18 protein-coding genes are annotated in these 21,950 nt (G+C 62.6%); 8 read left to right on the top strand and 10 right to left on the bottom strand.

Annotated elements, in window-relative coordinates:
- The first annotated feature begins 124 nt into the window (after nt 1–124).
- Both ACWF5H_RS01045 and ACWF5H_RS01040 read left to right on the top strand, forming a co-directional pair.
- A complete protein-coding gene (locus ACWF5H_RS01045; RefSeq protein ID WP_452034253.1) occupies nt 125–1,210 on the top strand; it encodes an inositol-3-phosphate synthase in 1,086 nt (361 codons plus the stop codon).
- A gap of 88 nt (nt 1,211–1,298) precedes the next feature.
- Entirely contained in the window at nt 1,299–2,399 is a 1,101-nt protein-coding gene (locus tag ACWF5H_RS01040; protein WP_452034251.1) for an acyltransferase, read from the top strand.
- Between the two features lie 50 nt (nt 2,400–2,449).
- Here the strand turns inward: ACWF5H_RS01040 and ACWF5H_RS01035 are convergent, their stop codons facing one another.
- The 5 genes from ACWF5H_RS01035 to ACWF5H_RS01015 all read right to left on the bottom strand — a co-directional run bounded on the left by ACWF5H_RS01035 (nt 2,450) and on the right by ACWF5H_RS01015 (nt 7,979).
- Nucleotides 2,450–4,138: a formate--tetrahydrofolate ligase gene (locus ACWF5H_RS01035; RefSeq protein ID WP_452034250.1), complete on the bottom strand. Its 1,689-nt coding sequence runs from the start codon at nt 4,136–4,138 to the stop codon at nt 2,450–2,452.
- 200 nt (nt 4,139–4,338) lie between these two features.
- Entirely contained in the window at nt 4,339–4,599 is a 261-nt protein-coding gene (locus ACWF5H_RS01030; protein WP_241914112.1) for a GlsB/YeaQ/YmgE family stress response membrane protein, read from the bottom strand.
- Nucleotides 4,600–4,912: 313 nt separating this feature from the next.
- A complete protein-coding gene (locus ACWF5H_RS01025) occupies nt 4,913–5,449 on the bottom strand; it encodes a hypothetical protein (protein ID WP_452034249.1) in 537 nt (178 codons plus the stop codon).
- A 422-nt stretch (nt 5,450–5,871) separates the two neighbouring features.
- Nucleotides 5,872–6,504: a histidine phosphatase family protein gene (locus tag ACWF5H_RS01020; protein WP_452035299.1), complete on the bottom strand. Its 633-nt coding sequence runs from the start codon at nt 6,502–6,504 to the stop codon at nt 5,872–5,874.
- Between the two features lie 38 nt (nt 6,505–6,542).
- The gene (locus ACWF5H_RS01015) at nt 6,543–7,979 is read right to left on the bottom strand and encodes a CCA tRNA nucleotidyltransferase (RefSeq protein ID WP_452034248.1); all 1,437 of its coding nucleotides are present in this window, start codon (nt 7,977–7,979) and stop codon (nt 6,543–6,545) included.
- A gap of 174 nt (nt 7,980–8,153) precedes the next feature.
- Here ACWF5H_RS01015 and ACWF5H_RS01010 point away from each other — a divergent pair, with 174 nt between their 5' ends.
- From ACWF5H_RS01010 to ACWF5H_RS00985, 6 genes are all read left to right on the top strand, one after another.
- Nucleotides 8,154–8,678, top strand: a complete 525-nt coding sequence (locus ACWF5H_RS01010) for an NUDIX hydrolase (protein ID WP_241914109.1) — start codon at nt 8,154–8,156, stop codon at nt 8,676–8,678.
- Between the two features lie 56 nt (nt 8,679–8,734).
- On the top strand, nt 8,735–10,429 hold the full coding sequence (murJ, locus tag ACWF5H_RS01005) for a murein biosynthesis integral membrane protein MurJ (RefSeq protein ID WP_364652447.1): 1,695 nt from the start codon (nt 8,735–8,737) through the stop codon (nt 10,427–10,429).
- An 89-nt stretch (nt 10,430–10,518) separates the two neighbouring features.
- Nucleotides 10,519–12,039: an ABC transporter substrate-binding protein gene (locus tag ACWF5H_RS01000; RefSeq protein WP_452034246.1), complete on the top strand. Its 1,521-nt coding sequence runs from the start codon at nt 10,519–10,521 to the stop codon at nt 12,037–12,039.
- Between the two features lie 138 nt (nt 12,040–12,177).
- Nucleotides 12,178–13,161 carry a thioredoxin-disulfide reductase gene (trxB, locus tag ACWF5H_RS00995; protein WP_452034244.1) on the top strand — a complete coding sequence of 328 codons (984 nt, stop codon included), beginning with the start codon at nt 12,178–12,180 and terminating at the stop codon, nt 13,159–13,161.
- 26 nt (nt 13,162–13,187) lie between these two features.
- Entirely contained in the window at nt 13,188–13,514 is a 327-nt protein-coding gene (gene trxA / locus ACWF5H_RS00990; protein WP_364652444.1) for a thioredoxin, read from the top strand.
- A 4-nt stretch (nt 13,515–13,518) separates the two neighbouring features.
- Complete coding sequence (locus ACWF5H_RS00985; protein ID WP_452034242.1) at nt 13,519–14,706, top strand: peptidoglycan-binding protein; 1,188 nt, start codon at nt 13,519–13,521, stop codon at nt 14,704–14,706.
- A gap of 2,478 nt (nt 14,707–17,184) precedes the next feature.
- On the opposite strand, the gene ACWF5H_RS00980 is transcribed toward ACWF5H_RS00985, so the two are convergent.
- The 5 genes from ACWF5H_RS00980 to yidC all read right to left on the bottom strand — a co-directional run bounded on the left by ACWF5H_RS00980 (nt 17,185) and on the right by yidC (nt 21,945).
- Complete coding sequence (locus ACWF5H_RS00980) at nt 17,185–18,471, bottom strand: ParB/RepB/Spo0J family partition protein (RefSeq protein ID WP_452034241.1); 1,287 nt, start codon at nt 18,469–18,471, stop codon at nt 17,185–17,187.
- Nucleotides 18,472–18,551: 80 nt separating this feature from the next.
- The gene (locus ACWF5H_RS00975; protein WP_452034239.1) at nt 18,552–19,634 is read right to left on the bottom strand and encodes a ParA family protein; all 1,083 of its coding nucleotides are present in this window, start codon (nt 19,632–19,634) and stop codon (nt 18,552–18,554) included.
- Between the two features lie 106 nt (nt 19,635–19,740).
- Nucleotides 19,741–20,376 carry a 16S rRNA (guanine(527)-N(7))-methyltransferase RsmG gene (gene rsmG, locus ACWF5H_RS00970; RefSeq protein ID WP_452035297.1) on the bottom strand — a complete coding sequence of 212 codons (636 nt, stop codon included), beginning with the start codon at nt 20,374–20,376 and terminating at the stop codon, nt 19,741–19,743.
- A 40-nt stretch (nt 20,377–20,416) separates the two neighbouring features.
- Entirely contained in the window at nt 20,417–20,983 is a 567-nt protein-coding gene (locus ACWF5H_RS00965; protein ID WP_364651835.1) for a Jag family protein, read from the bottom strand.
- Nucleotides 20,980–21,945, bottom strand: a complete 966-nt coding sequence (gene yidC / locus ACWF5H_RS00960) for a membrane protein insertase YidC (RefSeq protein ID WP_452034237.1) — start codon at nt 21,943–21,945, stop codon at nt 20,980–20,982. The genes ACWF5H_RS00965 and yidC overlap by 4 nt, the downstream gene beginning before the upstream one ends.
- Between the last annotated feature and the right edge of the window lie 5 nt (nt 21,946–21,950).

Genomic DNA, 21,950 nt, shown 5'->3' with positions numbered 1-21,950 from the left:
TGCGGAAAGAGCGCCGCCGTCTCGGGAATGCCCCGACCCCCGGGTGTGTTGAAACACGGCGTAGACTGGATAGGCTGCCCGCCATCGGCGTGGCGGCCAGACAGAAGTGTTTCGAAGGAGAACCGTGGCAGAGAACCCCATCCGGGTAGCGATCGTCGGTGTTGGAAACTGTGCGGCCTCGCTGGTCCAGGGCGTCCACTACTACCGTGGCGCCGACCCGAGCGCAACGATCCCCGGACTCATGCACGTCGCGTTCGGCGCCTATCACGTCGACGACGTGCAGTTCGTCGCGGCGTTTGATGTGGACGGCAAGAAGGTTGGCCTGGACCTGGCCGACGCGATCGGTGCCAGCGAGAACAACACCATCAAGATTGCCGACGTCCCGCCCACCGGCGTGAAGGTACAGCGCGGCCACACGCTGGATGGCCTGGGCAAGTACTACCGCGAGACCATCGTGGAGTCGGACGACGAGCCCGTTGACATGGTTGCCGCGCTGCGCGAGGCCAAGGTTGACGTCATGGTCTGCTACCTGCCGGTCGGCTCCGAGCAGGCAGCCAAGTTCTACGCCCAGAGCGCCATTGACGCCGGCGTGGCCTTCGTCAACGCGCTTCCGGTCTTCATCGCCGGGACCAAGGAATGGGCGGACAAGTTCACCGCCGCCGGCGTTCCGATTGTCGGCGACGACATCAAGAGCCAGATCGGTGCCACCATCACGCACCGCGTGATGGCCAAACTGTTCGAAGACCGCGGCGTGGTCCTGGACCGGACCTACCAGCTCAACGTCGGCGGCAACATGGACTTCAAGAACATGCTCGAGCGCGAGCGTCTGGAGTCCAAGAAGATCTCCAAGACCCAGGCCGTCACCTCGAATACCTCTGCCGTTCTCGGCGACGACGACGTGCACATCGGCCCCTCCGACTACGTGTCCTGGCTGGATGACCGCAAGTGGGCGTTCGTTCGGCTGGAGGGCCGCAACTTCGGCGACGCCCCGGTCTCGCTGGAGTACAAGCTCGAAGTCTGGGACTCGCCGAACTCGGCGGGCGTGATCATTGATGCGATCCGTGCGGCCAAGATCGCTCTGGACCGCGGCGTGGGCGGACCGATCCTGTCCGCGTCGAGCTACTTCATGAAGTCCCCGCCGGAACAGTACGACGACGAGACAGCCCGCGAAAAGGTCGAAGCCTTCATCCGCGGCGAGTCCGACAACTAAGACGCACACCAGTTAAGGGGCCGGTCCGCCACGGACCGGCCCCTTAATCTTTGCCCGGGCGGCAACGGTGCCCGGGTAGATTGGGTCCATGGCCGTACCCTCCCCGTCCCCCTCCGGGCAGCTTGACGGAGCGGCCACCCGCCCGCGCCGCAACTATGCCCTGGACATCCTGCGCATCGTCAGCATTGTGGGAGTGGTGGCCATCCACTCCTTCGGCGAGTTGGCCGGCGACGACGACGCACGCTCGCAGCCCGATTGGCTGCCGGCAGCGATCATCGATATCGCCTTCATCTGGGTTGTGCCGGTTTTCGTCGCCATCTCCGGTGCCCTGGTGCTGGCTCCGCGGGCGCATACCGAGGGAGCCAAGGCCTTTTACCGGAAGCGCGCGCTGCGGCTGCTGCCAGCCCTGGTGGTGTGGCATCTGGTCTACATCTTCATAGGCAATTACCTGATCCTGGGCCGCGAACTGGATCCGCGCGAGGTGCTGGTGTCAGTCTTCGACACCCAGGTGTATCCGCACCTCTACTTCCTGTGGCTGATCCTGGGCCTGTACCTGGTGGCGCCGCCGCTGGCCGGGTACCTGAACCGGGTTCCGCTGCAGCGCGCCGCGGCCGCGACCTGCGCCGTGCTGGTGCTGACCCTGGCGCTGTTCAGCGTGCAGGCGGCCAGCATCCAGTTCGAGTGGGGCTGGGAGTATCCGTGGAACATCCTGACCCAGTGGTTCCCCTACCTCGGATACTTCATGGCGGGCTGGGTCATCACGCAACTGCGCGTCCCCCGCGGTGCCGCCATGGCGGCAGGAGGTGCCGCCGTCGTACTCTCCGTCTTCAATATCTGGCACTGGATCAATAAAGATTCCACCCCGCTGCTCAACACCATCACGCCGTCGAGCTATGTGGGGCTGGCCGTGACCACGGCAGCCCTCTGCATCTTCACCGCCACGTACCATCTGCTGGCCGGGTGGCAGCCGGCCAGCTGGCTGGGACGGACGCTGATCCAGCTCTCGAACGCCTCCTTCGGGGTGTTCCTCTGCCATTACCTGTTCCTGACCTGGCTGACGTTCCACGTCTTCCCCGACCAGGAGCCCACGCTGGCGCTGGTGTCGCTGAAGTTCTTCATAGCCACCGTCGGCTCCTTCGCCCTGACCTTGCTGGCGCTGCGGACTCCGGTGCTGAACCGCGTGTTCTGAACGCAGCACCCCCGGCCGGGACCGGCCAGCGGGGTGCTGCGTTCGTGGCTTTAGAAGAGTCCGGTGATGACGCCGTCGTCGTCCACGTCCATCCGGCCTGCCGCCGGTTCCTTCGGCAGTCCCGGCATGGTCATGACGTCGCCCGTCAGCGCCACGATGAAGCCGGCGCCGGTCTTGGGGATCAGGTCGCGCACCGTGATGCTGAAACCGCTGGGCGCCCCCAGGATCGAGGGGTCATCGGTGAAGGAGTACTGCGTCTTGGCCATGCAGACCGGCAGTTTGCCCCAGCCGTTCGCCTCGATCTCGGCCAGCCGCTTGCGGGCCGGAGGGGTGAACTCCACATGGTCCGCCCCGTAGATTTGCTGGGCGATGGTCTCGATCTTTTTCTCCACCGTCAGGTCCAGGTCGTACAGCGGTGAGAAGGACTGTTGCTGCTGCAGCACCTGCGCCACCTTCTCGGCCAGCGCGTCGCCGCCGGTTCCGCCGCCGCCCTGGGCCCAGACATCGGCCACCGCGGCTTCAATGCCCTTCTGCCGGCACCAATCCAGCACCCAGTCCAGTTCCTCGGGGCTGTCGGTGGTGAACTTGTTAATGGCCACCACCGGTGTGAGGCCGAACTTAGCGGCGTTGTCCACGTGGCGTTCGAGGTTGGCGATGCCGGCCTGGACTGCTTCGAGGTTCGGCTCCTTGAGTTGGTCCTTGGGGATTCCGCCATGCATCTTCAGGGAGCGGATGGTTGCCAACACCACGATGGCCGACGGCGCGAAGCCCCCGACCCGGGCCTTGATGTCCATGAACTTCTCCGCGCCCAGATCCGAGCCGAACCCGGCCTCCGTGACCACCACGTCCGCGAGCCGGCGGGCGGTCTGGGTGGCGAGCAGCGAATTGCAACCGTGCGCGATGTTGGCGAACGGGCCGCCGTGCACGAACGCGGGCGTGCCGGCGATGGTCTGCACCAAGTTGGGCTTGATGGCATCCTTAAGCAGCATGGCCAGGGCGCCCTGTACGCCCAGGTCCGCCACGGTCACGGGTCTGCGATCGTAGGTGTAGCCGACGGTAATGCGCGACAGCCGGGCCTTCAGGTCCGCCGGGCCGGACGAGAGGCAGAAGACGGCCATCACCTCCGAGGCCACCGTGATGTCGAACCCTGCTTCACGCGGCACGCCCTGGGTTGGGCCACCGAGCCCGATCACCACCTGGCGCAACGCCCGGTCGTTCATGTCCAGGACCCGCCGGAACGTCAGCCGCCTGGGGTCGATGCCCAGCGCGTTGCCTTGGTAGATGTGGTTGTCCACAAGCGCCATCAACGCGTTGTTGGCCGAGGTAATGGCGTGGAAGTCCCCGGTGAAGTGCAGGTTGATGTCGTCCATCGGGAGCACCTGCGAATAGCCTCCGCCGGTGGCGCCGCCCTTCATGCCCAAAATCGGGCCTAGCGAGGGTTCTCGAATGGCCACCATGGTCTTGTGGCCGGCCTTGGCCAGCGCATCTGCCAGTCCCACCGTCAGCGTCGATTTGCCCTCACCCGCCGGAGTCGGCGACATCGCCGTCACCAGAACCACCTGGCCGCGGGGTTCCTCGAAGCCCGCGCCGAGCTTGGCCGGGTCGATCTTCGCCTTGTAGCTGCCGTAAAGTTCCACAGCCTCCGCCGGTATCCCCACCGCCTCGGCAATCTCGGCTATGGGCCGCAAGGTAGCGCGGCGGGCAATCTCCAGATCGGTCAGCGGAGCCGGTTCAGACATCTTCGTCCTTCTTCCCTCGCATGGCTAGGTGCGCAGCAGTGCTGCCACAGCCAACGTATCAGCCACCAACGCCGCCGTCACCGGTCCGTGCCGGACCAAAATTCGAGGGGCTGCTGCAACGTTTTCATCCCGCTCAACACAGAAATGGCCTGCCGCGCGATTGCGCGGCAGGCCACCTGCGTGTTTTGGTGTTTTAGCCGTTAGCGGCGGACCGCCCGACGACCGGACAGGCTCTCCGCCACACCGATCAGGAGCACCGCTGCGACGACCGCGACGATGAATCCAAGGACGTTCAGCTCGAAGATGTCACCGGTGCCCAGCAGGTTGGCGATGACACCGCCGATGATCGCTCCGACAATGCCAAGCAGCAGCGTGGCCAGAAGCCCCAAGTTCTGCTTACCGGGCTTGATAAGGCGAGCAAGCGCTCCGATAACGAGCCCCGCGATAATAAAACCGATCATGTTGCCTCCTCAGGTTGCGATACATCTACGATAAGCATACTTAGTGATCCAAGGCAAAACGTTCCATCCGCGTGGCCAGTGCAGTCCCGGGCCGGGTGCGCCGCCAACCGCGCACACAAGATAAGAATCACGGCCCGCGGCGGCGCGGAAGCCGAGCAGTCGCCTGCCCTGTTAAAGGCGGAAGCCCGCGCCGGGTAGCAACCCGGGCGCGGGCCTCACCTACATCGGGTCCAATGTGATTCATCGGATCCTCCTCGCGAATGTGTCCCCTACAGGACGGCGTATTTAGTTTGAACTTGCTTGGCTGGGAACTTCAGCGGATGAGCTGCTGGAGCGACAGCAAATCGTCGCGTATTTGTTCCAAGCGCTGATCATCAACACGCACGTTCTGTATTCGTTTCCACAGCGAGACGCTTTGGCGGAGCTTGCGGATCATGGCATTCACCTCCTGCCTGTCCAGGAAATTCGGCATCGCCGCAGCTGCGGCTTGTTCTGGCGCGGGCCGGACGGAGTCGGCGGCATCGGAGGCACCTTTGGCAACACTGCCTCCGGGACCGTTGGCTGTATCAAGGGAGCGCAAGCTTCCGGCGCTGATCAGCTGGCCGTGGCCGCGCTGCCCCTCGTCGGACGAGCGCGGTTCGGACGGACGGATGGATCGATCGGGTGCAGGCGATAGAGCTGCATCCAGCGGTTTCATGAGGGTTTCCTCTCGGGAATGGATGGGAATTCGGGCAGGAAGAATCGCGGAATCCACGGGAATATCGGACGCGGGCGCGGATCCCTTGGCGGTCGTTAAAGAACCGGCCGGGGCGGCCACAAGGGCAGCGGGAGTTGCGGTAAGGGTGCTCATTAGCGAAGTCCTCAAAGAGAAGATGAGGCCTCCGCGCGGGAGAGCTAGAGAAATGCGGCGATTGAGGAAAAACGGCGGTTCATGACATGAACCGCCCAATCAGCGAAGTTCTAGTGCGCAGGAATGGCGGAGGCGGGTCGTCGGAGCGCGGCGAAGGAGTTAAACACTCCGCCCGGCGTCTTGGTCATCATCACAGATCCCACCTCCCTTTCTTAATAGCGCCAATAGAAACCGTCCGGATCCAACTCTCCTGATTGAGAAAGTTCAATCGGACGTTTTTAAGCTACCCGATTACCCCTGCTTCTGCCTAGCCAGTTCGCGGGACTTGTTGGTGTTTTCGTCTAGCCACCGGCGTGTCCTTATCAACACGCCGAAGAACGACGGCTGCGATTCCCTCTCGAATCCGCTCCGCCAGGATCTGGCTAGAGGTTCCAGCCGGCGATCGCGGGCGTCTTCTTGTCCCAGCCCAACCGGCAGACGGCGGCAGTCTCCAGAACGAAATGGCGGCCCTCGACCGGTTCCATCCCGAGCCACCGGGCGGCCAGCACGCGGAGGAAGTGTCCATGCGCCACCAGCAGCACCTGCCGCGGTTCAGACGCTTCGGACGACGGCATGCCGGGGCCGGGCGGGAGCCCAGCGGAGGCGCCGCCGGATGCCCCTTCGCCGAAAGCCGCGCCGTCTCCGCCCTCTAGGACTTTCTCGATGACATGGTCGGCCCGGTCCGCCACCTGTTGCAGCGACTCGCCGCCGCGGACGCCGTGGGTCCAGATCAGGTAGGAGGGGTCCACTGCCCGGATAGCGGAACTCTGCAGTCCTTCGTAGTCCCCGTAGTCCCACTCGTGTGCCTCCGGCACCACTTCCGCTTCCGGATAGCCGGCCAGTTCGGCGGTCCGGCGCGCACGGGCCAAGGGCGACGTCAGGACGGTGCGGAAACGGACTCCGGCCAGCTTGGCGGCGGCGTCGCGGGCCTGCTGGACGCCGGTCGGCGTGAGCTCCAGATCCGTCAGCCCGGTGTAGCGGTGGGCCCGCGACCACTCGGTTTCGCCATGGCGCATCAGCCACAGCACCGGGAAGTCATGCGGACCTGCCGTGGTCACGGCCGGTCCGCGTCTCCGCGCGGCGCTGGCACGCCTTGGTCGACCTCCGGGGCGAATTCCGGCTGGTCCCGCCACCAGGCCAGCAGTTTGGCTTCTGCCTCTTCCGGGGCCGCCGGCCCGTTCTCCAGGCGTTCTTCCAACAAGAACCTGTAGGCGCGGCCGACCAACGGCCCGGGCTTGATGCCCAGCAGCGCCATGATCCGGGCGCCGTCCAGGTCCGGCCTCACCGCATCGAGCTGCTCCTGCTCCTGCAACGTGGCGATCCGCTGCTCCAGGTCGTCATAGGCAAAAGCCAGCTGCTCCGCCTTGCGCTTATTCCGCGTGGTGACATCGGAGCGGGTCAGCCGATGCAGCCGCTCCAGCAGCGGCCCGGCGTCGTTGACGTAACGGCGCACGGCCGAATCAGTCCAGCCGGCCTCGCCATAGCCGTAGAAACGCATGTGCAGTTCCACCAGCCGGGACACGGCCTTGATGGTGTCGTTGTCGAAGCGCAGCTTCTTCATCCGCTTGGCAGTGAGCTTGGAGCCCACCATGTCGTGGTGGCGGAAGCTGACCGCACCGGAAGGTTCGAAGCGGCGGGTGGCCGGCTTGCCGACGTCGTGCATCAGGGCGGCGAACCGCAGGACGAAGTCCGGTCCCGGCAGCGCGCCGTCGTCGTCCGTCTCCAGGCTGCAGGCCTGCTCCAGCACGGTGAGCGAGTGCTGGTAGACGTCCTTGTGCCGGTGATGCTCATCGATCTCCAGCCGCAGCGCGGCAACTTCCGGCAGCACAAAGTCAGCCAACCCGGTGTCCACCAGCAGGTCCACACCGGTGCGCGGGTCCTTGCCGTTGACCAGCTTGACCAGCTCGTCGCGGACGCGTTCGGCGGAGATGATCTCGATCCGGCCGGCCATGTCCTTCATCGCCGCCGACACCTCGGGCGCCACGGTGACCCCCAGCTGAGAGGCGAACCGCGCCGCGCGCATCATCCGCAGGGGATCATCGGAGAACGACGACGACGGCGCGCCCGGCGTGCGCAGCAGGCCGGCGTGCAGGTCCTTCACGCCGCCGTACGGGTCCACCAGTTCCAGCGAGGGCAGCCGCAGCGCCATGGCGTTCATGGTGAAATCGCGGCGGAACAGGTCGTCCTCCAAGGACGTTCCGAACGCCACCACGGGCTTGCGGGAATCCGGGTCGTAGGCCTCCGCCCGGTAGGTGGTCACCTCGATGGTGTGCTGTCCCTTGCGCAGGCCGATGGTGCCGAAGTCGCGGCCGATCTCCCAGAACGTGTCCGCCCATTTTTTGACGACGGCGATGGTGGCGTCCGGATCGGCGTCGGTGGTGAAATCGAGGTCCGGGGAGATCCGGCCCAGGAACAGGTCGCGCACGGGTCCGCCGACCAGCGAGAGTTCGTGGCCCGCGTCCGCGAAAAGCTCTCCCAGTTCAATCACCACGGCCGGCAACGCCAGGGACGGGGCATTAGAGCCGGAAGCGGAAGGGAACTGCGAACCAAAAAGGTGAACCATAGTGACTTAAGCGTGCCAGATGCCGGGCACGATGTTTAACAATGTCCCGGCGGCTCGGCGTCGACATCCTCGGGTCCCGACAAAAATCGTTAGAGTGGACGCATGGCACACCCGGTTCCGAGCGCCCCGAAGCGCACCCCGCTGACAGCGTCAGTGGGCAGCGCCGCGCCCGGACACCATTCACTGCCCACCGTGGAGGAAATTTCGGCCGGCGGCGTGGTGGTGGATACCTCCACCAGCGACCTGAACGTGGCAATCATCGCCCGCTTCAACCGCGGCGGCCGGCTCGAGTGGTGCCTGCCCAAGGGCCACCCGGAGGGCCGGGAAACCAATGAAGAGGCCGCGGTCCGCGAAGTTGAAGAAGAAACGGGAATCAAGGGTCGCGTGCTGGCCACGCTCGGCAGCATCGACTACTGGTTCACCGTCAGCGGCCACCGCGTCCACAAGACCGTGCATCACTTCCTGCTCGAGGCCACCGGCGGCCTGCTGACCATCGAGAACGACCCGGATCATGAGGCAGTCGATGTGGCATGGGTGCCATTGGCGGACCTCGGCCGGAAGCTGTCCTTCCCGAACGAGCGCCGGATCGTAGACCTGGCCCGCGAAGTCCTGCCCGGCCACGTCTGAGGCCGTCTGCCGAATGCGGCCCTGCGGCCGTTTTTCAGGTGAGATCATAGAGGACGATGTCCGAGACCAAGATCCCCGCCGAAAACCCCGTGCAGCACAGCACGGCCAAGTCCAGTGCCATCATGGCGGCCGGAACCATGGTGTCCCGGGTGCTGGGCTTCGTCCGGACCGCCCTGCTCGCCGTCGCCATCGGTGCCAACACGACGATGGGCGACATCTTCGAGAAGGCCAACACCATCCCGAACATCATCTACCTGCTGCTGGCGGGCGGGGTGTTCAATGTGGTGCTGGTTCCGCAGATCATCAAAGCCAGCCGGAAGAGCGATGGCGGCGCCGACTTTGTCAGCCGCCTGCTCAGCCTGACGCTGCTGGTGCTGGCCGGGATTGCGCTGCTGGCAACACTCCTTGCCGGGCCGATCATCTCCGTCCTGACCCGCGACTGGACACCGGTCATGCTGGAGCTTGGCACCGTGTTCGCCATCTGGTGCCTGCCGCAGATTTTCTTCTACGGCCTGTATGCAGTGGTGGGCCAGGTGCTCAACGCCCACGGGCGATTCGGCTGGTATATGTGGGCTCCTGCCCTGAACAACGTGGTGGCCATCGGCACCCTGGGACTCTACATAGCACTGTTCGGCCGCTACCTGCCCGGCAGGGGTGATCCGGAACTTTGGACCGGCGCGCAGACCGCGGTGCTGGCCGGCGGCACCACGCTGGGCATCGTGCTGCAGGCCCTCATCCTGCTGTGGCCGCTGGGGCGGCTGGGGCTGGGCCTGAAGCTCAAGCTCGGCTGGCGCGGTATGGGCTTCGCCGCCACCGGCAAGGTGGCGCTGTGGAGCCTGGCTACCATGGTCATCGCCAACACTGCCTATCTCTTCTATGGGTCCATCGCTTCCAGTGCCACCGCTGCCCGCGCTGAGCTGGCCGGATCCGGCGCATCGGTCCCCGGCGAGTACGCGCTGAACACGGCCCAGCTGATCGCCATGCTGCCGCATTCGGTGTTCGTCCTTTCCGTGGCCACGGTGCTGTTCAACAGGCTCTCCCACCAACAATCGGCCGGCGCGGTGGACGACGTCCGCAGCACGGTGAGTTCCGGCCTGCGCACCATCGGCGTCGCCTCCGTCTTTGGTTCCGCCGCGGTGGTGGTGCTGGCCGGCCCGCTGGCCCGCCTCTTTGCGGGATCCGGGCCCACCGCTGCGGCCTCCGCCGCGTCGATGGGCCAGGTCCTTGCCATCGTGGCGGCGGGCATGCCCTTCATGAGCATCTACTTCTTCCTGGGACGAGTGTTCTACGCGGAGGAAGACGCCAAGACACCGCTGATCATGCAGGCCATCTGTTCCGGCGCCTCGGTAGTGCTGGCCATGCTGATCGCCTGGCTGGTGGACCCCACCATGGTGGTCTACGCGCTGGCGCTGCTGTTTGCTGTGTTCCACGTGGTCTCTGCCGTGCTGGCACATCACTTCGCCCGGCGCCGTCTGGGAGATTACGGCGCGGGGCGGGTCGTGGACACCTACATCCGCCTCGGCTACGCGGCACTGGGCTCCGGATTGGTGGGCGCGGCAGTGCTGTGGTTGTTCGGGGGTTACGCTCCTGGCGGATTCGCCTGGCAGTCCATTGCCGCCGCGATGGTGACCATCGCCGTCGTCGGACTGGTGATGGCCGCCGTTTACCTGCTGCTGCTGCGTGCCCTGCGCGTTCAGGAACTGCAGGACTTCCTGGCGCCGATCATGAATCGGTTGCCCGGACGCGCCTGACGGAAACGGGAATCGGCTCCGGCACCGGCTAGCATGGAAATCAAATTATCTAGTCAGGGGCGCCAGTCCAGGACAGCCGGGAGGAACTAGTGCCGCAGCCAGTTGATGTGGGCATGCTGCTTGGTGGCCGTTACAAGGTCACAGCCCAAGTGCTTGCCTCCGCCGAACACGATTTGGTCCTCGACGGCGTGGACCAGGTGCTCAACCGGCCGGTCAGCATCCTGGTATCTGCACCGGAAAATGCCAGCCAAGTCGCCATGAGCGCCCGCGAAATCGCCACCGGCGAGCGGGCCAGCAACGTCCAGATCCTGGACCTTGGCAACGCCGACGGGGTCACCTATCTGGTCACCAACGAGGCACAGGCCGCCGACCTGCTGGACTTGGTCATTCAGCGGGACGGCCCGTATGTGGAGCCCTTCTTCACCGACACCCTCGGTTCCGAAATCTTCGGCCAGGTGCGCTCCACCGAACCGGAGCCGTACGAGGACGAGTACGAGGAGTACGAGGACGAGCCTCGGCAAAGCCTTCGCGACCGGCTGAACAAGCTAGACCTGCCCAAGCTGGGCAAGAACGCGCCGGAAGGAACCGCCAAAGCCCGGTTCGGCCGGCAGCCGGAAGGCTCGGCCTCTGGCGCCGGAGCCGCCGCCGGAGCCGCCGCAGCGGCTGCCTCGGCCGGCGCACACGTGCCGCCGCCGCCGTCCGCGCCGCCCGCACCTGCGTCCGCCAGCCCGGCGACGGCACCTGTCTCGCGGCAGGTTCCGGCCTCCCGGCCGGCAGCCGCCCAGCCGGCCGCCGAGAAGCCCAGGGTCAGTCTGTGGCCGGAGGACGACGGCGATGAGGCCGAGGCCCGCTCCGCCGCCATGTTCCCCGCGGCAGCCCGCACGAGCAATCAGCCCGAGGCTGGCGATTACGAATACGACGAGTACGACGACGAGGAACGCAACAGCCCGAGATCGTCCAAGTTGCTGGTGGGCGGATTGCTGGCCGTGTTGTTGGTCGTCGCGATCGTCGTGGCGGTCAGCCAGTTGAATCTCTTCCGTGGCGGCCCCGTCGCCAATGGGTCGGAGGCCGGAAATGAAACTGGCGCGGCTTCCAGTCCGGCGGAAACCGGTGCGGAAGAAGAATCGGCTCCCGCCGCCGAAGTTGTCGAGCCGGTCATCGCCGACCTCACCCGGCAGGTCCCGGACATGCAGGAACTGGACGCTGAGAACGATGGCAAGCTGTCCGAAGCCGTCGACGGCAACCCAGCTACCTACTGGGCCAGCTTCCAGTACGTGTCGGACAAGTTCGGCGGCTACGCCAAGAACATGGCGCTTGTTGTCGAACTGGAGGACCCGTCGAGCATCAGCTCGGTGGTGCTGACTCAACTCAGCGGTACCGGCGGAAACTTCTCCGTGCTCTTGAATGACGAGCCAACCTTGGACGGCGCCAACCAGGTAGCCCAGGGAAGCTTCACCGCGCAGAAGACCACCATTCCGGTGCCCGAACAGGATGGCGCTGCGCCCAAGGCCCAGTATGTCCTGATCAACTTCACGCAGCTGCCCAAGCTCTCCAACCCCATGGGCGGCCCGCCCTACGGGATCCGCATGGCAGAGATCGAGGTCTCCTAGCCGCTGCGGGCGGGCCGTGCCGCCCGGGCACGGAATAAGCCGGCGACACGCGCCGTTGAGACAAGTGTTGGCCCTGCTGTCCGCTCAAGGCGGCCGGGCCAGGTTTACACCAATACCAGAGGAAGAGGTTCGCAGGCAGTGAGCACAGAAACCACACCGTCCGTCCGCGACGTCATCATCGTTGGGTCCGGTCCGGCCGGCTACACGGCAGCTGTTTACACTGCGCGAGCCAATCTCAATCCCCTGCTCATCGCCAGCTCTGTTGAGGCAGGCGGCGAGCTGATGAACACCACCGACGTGGAAAACTACCCTGGTTTCCCCGGTGGAATCCTGGGCCCGGAACTGATGGAGAACTTCCAGAAGCAGGCCGAGCGGTTCGGGACCGAGATCCTGTTCGAAGACGTCACAAACCTCGAGCTCGAAGGCGACGTCAAGAAGGTCACCATCGGATCCGGCGAAACCTTTCTGGCGCGTTCGGTGATCATTTCCACCGGCTCTGCATACCGTGAACTGGGACTTCCCGACGAAAAGCGCCTCGCCGGACACGGCGTCAGCTGGTGCGCAACCTGCGACGGTTTCTTCTTCAAGGGCCAGGACATCGCAGTGATTGGCGGAGGCGACTCTGCCATGGAGGAAGCCCTCTTCCTCACCAAGTTCGCGGACTCCGTCACGGTTGTCCATCGCCGCGACACCCTGCGTGCCTCCAAAATCATGCAGGAACGCGCCTTGGCGCACGAGAAGATTAAGTTCGTCTGGAACGCGGAAGTCGTCGGGCTGGAGGGCGAGAACAAGGTCTCCGCACTGAAGCTTAAGAACACGGTTGATGGTTCTGAGTCGGTGCTGCCGGTGACAGGCGTTTTCGTCGCCATTGGCAATGATCCCCGGGTCTCCCTTGTCCAAGATCAGTTGGAACTGACGCCCGAGGGCACCATTGCGGTTCAAGGCCGGTCCTCCAAGACCTCACTGCCCGGAGTTTTCGCAGCCGGCGACGTCATTGACCCGACCTACCGCCAAGCCATCACCGCCTCGGGCAGCGGCTGCGCCGCCGCTATCGATGTGGAACACTACCTGGCCGACCTCGCTAGCAGCCAGGCCGGCATCGCCGAGCCCGCAACCGTCTGAAACCGGTTCGAGAAAGAGAGAACAGCATGAGCAACGCAAAAGATGTCACCGACGCTACTTTCGAAGCGGATGTCCTGAAGTCCTCCAAGCCCGTGATTGTAGACTTCTGGGCAGAGTGGTGCGGCCCTTGTCGCATGCTCTCGCCCATCCTCGATGACATAGCTGCCGAACACTCCGGCAAGGTCGAAGTAGTCAAGCTCAACGTGGATGACAATCCCGCGACCGCAGCGCAGTACGGCATCACGTCCATCCCCGCTGTCTACGTCTTCAAGGACGGCGCGGTGGCCGCGACTTCCATTGGAGCGAAGCCGAAGCAGGTCATCGAGCAGGAATTCGCTGAGTTCCTCAACTAGCGAGATGGAAAACGACGCGACAGACCAGAGTCTGCGCCGTTCAGACATCAGTCGGCGCGTAGTAGCCCTCCGTGAAGGGTTGCTACGCGCTGGCGTTTCTATGGCGTATCTTGCCCCGGATCAGGTAAACAACCCCAATGTGTTTGATGACCATGTGGATGCTGCAGTCCGCACGTTCCAGCAGCAGCGGGGTTTGATGGTCGACGGCGTCGCAGGCCCTGAGACGGAAAGAGCATTGGCCGAGGCCCAGTTTAAACTCGGTGCCCGCCGGCTTGAGCATGACCCGGCGCGCTCAGTGCTTCGAGGAGACGACGTCACGGAGTTGCAGCGCCAGCTTTCTTTTCTCGGGTTCTACTATGGGCACATTGATGGCGAATACGGTCAACGAACCCATCTGGCCGTCCGTGAACTGCAACTGAACCTTGGCCTCGAAGCGACCGGCGTCGCGGACGGACAACTGATTTCAGCGATGGAGCGCATCAACCGGACAATCAGTCCGAGCCAAGCGTTTTCCCTCCGCGACTACGAACGCCTCAGCCAAGCATCAGCAAACTTGCGCGGCCGCACCATCGCCATTGCGCCTGGTTCTGGAATGGACGCAGAAGCAACAGTCGCCGACGCTTCCTCAGGTCAGCCTCTCACAGAGAAATCCGTCGCCAGTGACGTATCCAGCCGTGTAGGGAAGATCCTCACGGAACTTGGGGCGAGTGTTGAGATCATCGATCAACAGCCTGTGGATGGGAGCGACGTCCGAGCTGATCTGATCAAAGCCACGTCCCCTAGCCTGAGCATCGCCATCCACTGTGATTGGTTGCCCCAACCTGCGGCTAACGGTGTTAGCGCCTTCTTCTGGGGCCGCCCTGAATCCGGCGAGGTGCGCTCTCCTATCGGCCATCGTGCTGCGGAATTGATCCTGAAGGAGGTCGTCGCTCGTACAGGATCCACCTCCTTGGGGCTTCACGGCCGCAGCTGGGACATTCTCCGTCTACCCAGCACGCCGTCTGTTCAGCTGGATATCGGTTATTTGAGCAGTCCGCTCGATTCTTCCCGGCTTGCCGATCCGATCTACCGCCAAATCCTGGCGGACTCCATCGTGATCGCGATCCAGCGCCTCTACCTCTTAGAAGAGGACGATGAGCCGACGGGGACGCTCGCGTTGGATGACGTTCTCCGCTTCAATCCTCCGTTCTAGATCATCAACTCCTAGTCCGTTTCACGTGAAACATACTAGGGCGACCTTTCTCCCCGTTTTTATGACTGCTAGTTGGTCGTGCCCGGATTCTTCCGGCCGGCGGCATATACCGCAGCAATGTCCGTGTTCGGATGTAGCGCGACTTGGCCGGGCGGCCACTCCATCTCTCTATCGCCAAACCCTGCATTAGCAAACTTGATCTGCAGCGTGAGGGTTCCTTGTTCCCGTTCCCTCTCTCGGAGAGCGTCATTTCTTTAACTGCAGCGCGGCGTAACCGGCATCCAGTCGTTTCACGTGAAACATCCGCAGCGCTGCCGTTGCCCATATCCCCGCGGCACACTTCTCTGTGGCGTGGAAGCTCTTATCGACCCTTGATGCCGATCCTGCCTGGCGGCGACTGTCCGCCTCCAACTGCTCAGCGCGGAACCTGCTCACTTCGACGTAGGACCCATACCAAGCGGTATCAGTACCACATACGGGCCTCTACCCCTGGGTCGATACCTCCGCACAGCAGAGACTGCCATTCTCAACCTGATATGACTCAGCTTAGAAGATGTTCTGGTTTGCGTGTCACTCAATGGCGGTGGTACCGCGCTCCTTTCGTCGTGCGCGTGCCAGCCTGTTCATCCATTTGGTGGCAGGTCGGTCTGTCCTACACGTTCATTCGCCAAACCTGAAGTGACATTGGAGGCGTTTCACGTGAAACAGGGCGGCTCTGTGGCCACTCGCTCACAGTTGACACCAACCCACACATAATCCGTCAACTTCCGATCCGATTCTGAGGCCGCAAAATCTGTCAAGCTGCATCAGCTCCCCGTCCTGAACAAGAAGCAAGCCAGATGCACTGCCACTCTTCTACGTCGGCGTAGATAGTACCTATTCCGGTCCTTTCCCTACCCTTCCAGGTGGAGCACAGTCTGGCCAGTCCGATCCAGCCCTGCCCAGGCAAAGACCTTTCGCGCACGGGGTAGAGTCAGTCCCGCAGTTGATCGGAACGTCCCCTCGCCTGAACCTCGCCGCTTTTCCAGATCCAGGTCTAAGCCCCCCGTGGAACGAGCTGTTCAGTGGCCTTCGGTCCAGAAGTCCTGTTTCACGTGAAACTCGACTCGTTTCACTAACAATATTTCCAGGCGACTGTTCTTACGTGCACTCAGTTCGATGAATGTCATTCGTCGCTATGGAGCTATCAATGCCTGCCGGCCCGATATGCCACAGCGTCATACTGCTTCATCGAGGCAGACACTGAGAGCTCGTCATCTGATGCCCAGGTGGAGCACCGCCATTCAGGCACAGTTTCACGTGAAACATCTGGTAGATATCGGCTGGTTAATCGATACCCTGATCAATACCGGCGAAAGAATGAGGTACTACCATTCGGCCGCTTTGGGCTTCTTGCGGTTTCTGGTTGTTCCCCCGAGCGTCCTCCAGCTTATCGGTAGGGTAAAGGCTCCTGCACACAGCCTGGCCATAACGGCCCGTTTTGCCAGGGTGCGGTGGGCTGAACATGCCAGCCTCATGCGTAGGGCGCTACCGCAGGGCACCGGTCCTCGATGAGTGCGCGAGAGGGTCATGCATGAACATGGTCTCAACTAACGGTGTTCGACGCTGCCATCAAATTCATCCGGTCACCCGCAAGCAGGGCCGAAGACGGCGCAATGGAGGCGCGTCCATTGATTCAATCGGTATGTTCCACGTGAAACACTCCGGCCGACATCACCAGTTCGAGCTCGGGGGCACTGCTACTTGAAATCAACGGTTAAATCTTGGCGAGGGTCAGTCTCAGTCCTGTCCTCCTGAGCCGCGAGACCGTGCGTGAGCACTCGTCGAGCAACACTTCACACCCATGGGGACCACAAACAAGCACTGCAAGCGGTCCCTGACCATTCCCGCAGCGTAGAGGTCGGACGGGCAAGACTTGCCCACGCTAGTCAGTCGGTCATCAGAGTTTCACGTGAAACACCGGCGATCACCGCCATCGGCCCAGAGGCAGCCACATACGGTCTGCTGACGCAATTGTCCTTCCGCTCGCACGTCGACAGCAGCTCCTTATAGGTGAGGCCAGAAGCTTTGCCGCGGATATATCAGCCGGCACCAGCAACACGGCCTCGCTTCCCATCGACTGCCAATCCTGGCACCGCCATCACTGTTTGAGCCGACTGCCACGTGACGTCACATTGTTCCCAAACTCGTTCAAGTGTATTCCGGCTTGTACGGCCCCTAAGACGTCGGTCGGGGTCACACGTGCAACGGGCCGGCATCCATAGCCCTGGGCTCACAGCCGTCTGGAACGCCGAGTCGCAGCCATACGTCGCCGTATAGTCGGGTGCTGCACACGTACGAACCGGCGCCTATCCACCTTCCCTTTTTCGGGGGGAACAGGAGCGCCACGTGATTCACTCGAATCACGCAATTTGAGTGTCAACAACAAAAGGACCCGTCCACACTGGACGGGTCCTCCGTTTCACGTGAAACATGCGGCTATGGGGCCGCGGGGTTCAAGACATCCATGATGCGGTTCAAATCATCTACGCTCGCGAACTCGATGCTAACTCGTCCCTTCTTGGCACCTAGGGTGATCTTCACGCTGGTATCCAGGCGATCAGAGAGCGAGTTTGCAAGGTAATCAAGACGCTCGTGACGGGCACCCTCGCGGGGCTTTGCTTCCCGCTTCGGCCGCCGTAGCCCATCGCTCAGGGAGACGATCTCCTCCGTTGCGCGGACGGACAGACCCTCCGCAACAATACGCTGAGCCAACTTCTCCATTTCTGCAGGATCCGTCAGAGCCAGGAGAGCGCGCGCGTGGCCCGCACTGAGGACACCGGCCGCTACGCGTCGCTGGACGAGTGGAGGTAGTTTCATCAACCGCAAAGTGTTGGAGACCTGCGGTCGGGAACGGCCGATACGGTCCGCCAGTTCGTCGTGTGTGCAGCCGAAGTCGTCGAGCAACTGTTGGTAAGCCGCGGCCTCTTCCAGCGGATTGAGTTGGCTTCTGTGCAGGTTCTCGAGCAGTGCGTCCCGCAGAAGGTCGTCATCTGCCGTCGACCTAATGATGGCGGGAATAGTCTCCAGGCCCGCAGCCTTGGTGGCCCGCCAGCGGCGCTCACCCATCACCAGCTCGTACTGTGCCTCGACGTCGTCAGCCGGACGGACAACAATCGGCTGCAGGACACCGATCTCACGGATCGAATGGACCAGCTCGGCCATGTCTTCTTCATCGAAAACGGTGCGCGGCTGTTTACGGTTCGGCTGAATTGCCGAGACCAGAACCTCGGCAAAGGTTGCCCCAGGAACTTCGACTAGTTCCGGTCCTGCTGTTTCACGTGAAACTTCCGCGCCGGTGGGCAGCTTCTGCTCTTCACTCGCATCATCAGCCTGCTTATTTCCCGGGGAGTTGGACTTGTTAGTATCCGTCGCGGGAAGCGGGCCTCCCTTGAGTGGAGAGGGTGTTGAGGGTTCGCTCTTGGCCGCCCTCTTCGCCGCCGGCTTTTTGGTTCCGTTCGGCGTCGTTCTCCGGGGCGCCCGCAAGACCTCGGCAACCTGGGCAGCACTCGAGCCGGAAACTGTCTCCGAATCAGTAGTGGTAAGGATCGCCGCGTCAGCGTCCTCCCGTCTAGAGGACGCTGGGAAGAAAACGTCTACAGGTCGCTGAGTTCGTTTCTTGGCTTGGGACCCTTGCCCCTCGGCTGGTTCAGGCATTTCGCTCACGGGGGTGCTGGGAATCAGTGCGCCCAAGCCTCGCCCTAAGCCACGGCGTTTTTCACTCATTTGGACCCTCTTCCGTCATGCGCCGAGCTGTCGCGCACTACCTCGTTTAAGGCGTAATTCTACCGTTACAGATCGAATTCTCAGTTACTGCCGCGCTCAGCGATTTCAGCTGCTGCCTCTTGATACGACAGGGCTCCACTGGAGGATGGGTCATACGTGATAACCGTCTGCTGATAGCTCGGAGCTTCGGAGATGCGGACGGACCGGGGAACGACTGCGCTGAGAACCTCGTTGGGGAAATGCTCCCTGACCTCGGCTGCTACCTGGGCGGCAAGGTTCGTCCGGCCGTCGTACATGGTCAGCAGGATGGTAGATACGACCAAGCCAGCATTGAGATGTTTCTGAATCATCTCAATGTTTTTCAGAAGCTGACTCAACCCTTCCAGTGCGTAGTACTCACATTGAATGGGGATGAGGACCTCTTGGGCCGCAACAAACGCGTTGACGGTCAGGAGCCCAAGGCTGGGTGGGCAGTCGATAAAAACGTAGTCCAGCCGGGGCAGCCCGGCTGACTCTCGCTCCTGTGCGTAGACTTCGATGGCACGTCGTAGGCGCTGTTCTCGCGCCACCAGCGAGACCAGCTCAATTTCCGCGCCGGCCAGGTGGATGGTCGCGGGTGCAACAATCAGGTGGTTGATATCCGGGCATTGAGCGATCACCTCGCCCAACGGCATGTCGTTGATGAGGACGTCGTAGATGCTATCGACTTCCGCATGATGCTCGACACCGAGAGCCGTCGACGCGTTCCCTTGGGGGTCGATGTCGATGACAAGAACGTTCAGCCCAGCGATAGCCAGAGCAGCCGCAATATTGACCGTTGTGGTGGTCTTACCTACGCCGCCCTTCTGATTACTTACCGTCAAGACCCTGGTCTGAGTCGGACGAGGAAGTTCTTTGGACTTCAATCGTTCACGCCTGCGGTTTTCGCTCGCCAATTCGTGAGCGAGAGGTGTGCTTTCGTCGATCGAATCCATAACGTTTGGAACCGTAGCCTCTATCTTGACGTCGGAATTGGCCAGTTCGGCCTCATAAGCGCGGGTGGTTTCACGTGAAACAAGAGCGGTTCCCGAGCCCGTGACAACCAGATCGGGTTGATGGTGCGCGTCAGGAGAAGCTGACCCATCGGCTTTGGCCCCGGTCACTCCCGAAACCATATCGCTCATCGCCATTTTCGATTTGCCCGCTTTCACTTTCCCGGCACCGACCCCTCCTAGCCTATCGTTGCACGGCCGGAATCAAGGGCGATCCGGGGGCGTGTGGACCAACAGGTTACGGGGCAACGAGGATTCTGACGACCGTCGTCGGCTCTTCCAAGAGTCCATCTCCGACGGTCAGGATCTCTGTTTCGCGACCGCCCAGCTTACGAATGACCTTCTTGGCCTTTTCCACCTCTTCGGCGGCGCTGCGCCCCTTGATGGCGAGCATCTCGCCACTACCGTGGAGCAGCGGGATGGACAGCCGAGCCAGCTTGTCCAAAGCAGATACTGCCCGGGAAGTCACAACGTCCGCCGTGACTTCGTCCGCCGCGAGCTCTGCCCGTGTACGTACGACGGTGACGTTGTCGAGTCCCAGGTCGTCGACCACTTCATTGAGCCAGACTACCCGGCGCTCCAATGGCTCGATCAGCGTCAGGTGTAGGTCCGGTCGGGCCAGTGCCAGGGTCAGGCCCGGCAGGCCGGCACCGCTACCAACATCGGCGACCGCGGCGTCGGAGCCAATCAGGTTCGCTACAACGGCGCAGTTCAGCACATGCCGGTTCCACAACCGCGGGACCTCGCGTGGTCCCAGCAGTCCCCGTTCGATGCCTGACGTGGCCAAATGAGCGACATACCGCTCCGCCAGATCCAGTCGTTCACCAAAAACAGCTTGAGCAGCCTTCGACTCGGCCACCGTCATCTCTACTATGGACATCCCTATGCCCTACCAAACCCGGCAGTAAACAAGGTCAGGACTCCACCGAAACCACAATGTGGCGGTTGGAACCCTCGCCCTCCGATTCGCTGACCAGCCCGAGGTCAGCGATGGCGTCATGGACGATTTTGCGCTCGTACGCGCTCATCGGCTCCAGCGCCACATCGTGCCCGGTCTCCTTGGCCTCGGCGACCGCATCCTCTGCGATCTTGAGCAGTTCCTTGCTGCGGCCTTCACGGTAGCCGGTGATGTCCAGCACCAACCGCGAGCGGCTGCCCGTCGAGGTCAGAACCGACAACCGGGCCAGTTCCTGCAAGGCTTCAAGCACTTCGCCGTCGGTCCCTACGAGAGACTTGAGGGCGTCATTGTCCTCGTCTTCGGACACGATGGAAATGTACGTGCGACCGTTGCGTACCTCAATGTCGATGTCTCCGTCGATATCAGCGATGTCGAGAAGTTCCTCGAGGTAGTCCGCAGCTACATCTCCCTCTTCATCCAAGCGCTTGGCAGAGTTCGAAACGGCTACTTCCTCCTGCTCGTCTGCAGCAGCTGCTTCGCCGGAAAGTTCTTCAGTCACTTCGGATACGCTTTCGCTGCTCATTTTCTCTTCCTGTTCTTACGCTGTGGCTGATTGCGCTGGCCCTTCGGTTCACCGGGGGCCTCGACAGCAGGCTCCTCTGTCTTCCGTTCACCCAGCAGGGGAACCATCGGCAAGCCCTTCTTCGCGCGCCGATCTGCCAGTTCGCGGGCGGCCTGCGAACCAGGTGTGGGCATGCGACGGATGACAAAGAACTGCTGAGCCATGGTCCAGATGTTGGTGGTGGTCCAGTAGATCAGCACACCGATGGGGAAGTTGATGCCGCCGATGCCGAAGACGAGCGGCAGGATGTACAGCATCATCTGCTGCTGCTTCATGAACGGGGACTGCATGGCTTCGGCAGACATGTTCTTGGCCATGATCTGCTTTTGCGTGATGAACTGCGATGCCGTCATCGCCAGGATCATGATGATCGACAGGACGACAACCGCGCTCTGGTGCTCGCCGCCGCCGCCGTGAAGGAGCGACGCAGATAGCGGGGCGCCGAAAATCGACGATGCATCGAACTGCCGGATGAGTTCGGGGGAAAGCGCCCCAATACCTTCACCGTTCTGGCTGGCTTGGGAGGCGGTGCTGAGCACCCGGAACAGTGCGAAGAAGAATGGCATCTGGACCAGCATGGGCAAGCATGCGGAGAACGGGTTGGTTCCGTGCTTCTTGTACAGAGCCATCTGCTCCTGCGTCATCGCCTGACGCGAAAGCTGATCGGTTTTTCCCTTGTACTTCTGCTGCAGCTTGCGCAGGTCAGGTTGCAAGGCCTGCATTCCGCGCTGGGCCTTGATCTGCTTCACGAAGACCGGAATAAGGGCGGCACGGATCACCAGTACGAGCCCGATGATCGAAAAGGTCCATGTCCAGCCGTTGGCCGGATCCAACCCCAACCAGGACAGGCCGGCGTGGAATGCCCACAGGATCCACGACACTACCCAAGTGAAAGGCAGCAGGATCGTGCTCAGGAAGTCCATTGTCT

The organism is Arthrobacter sp. NPDC055138, from assembly GCF_053607305.1.
This window is presented reverse-complemented; position numbering and strand designations above follow the sequence as displayed.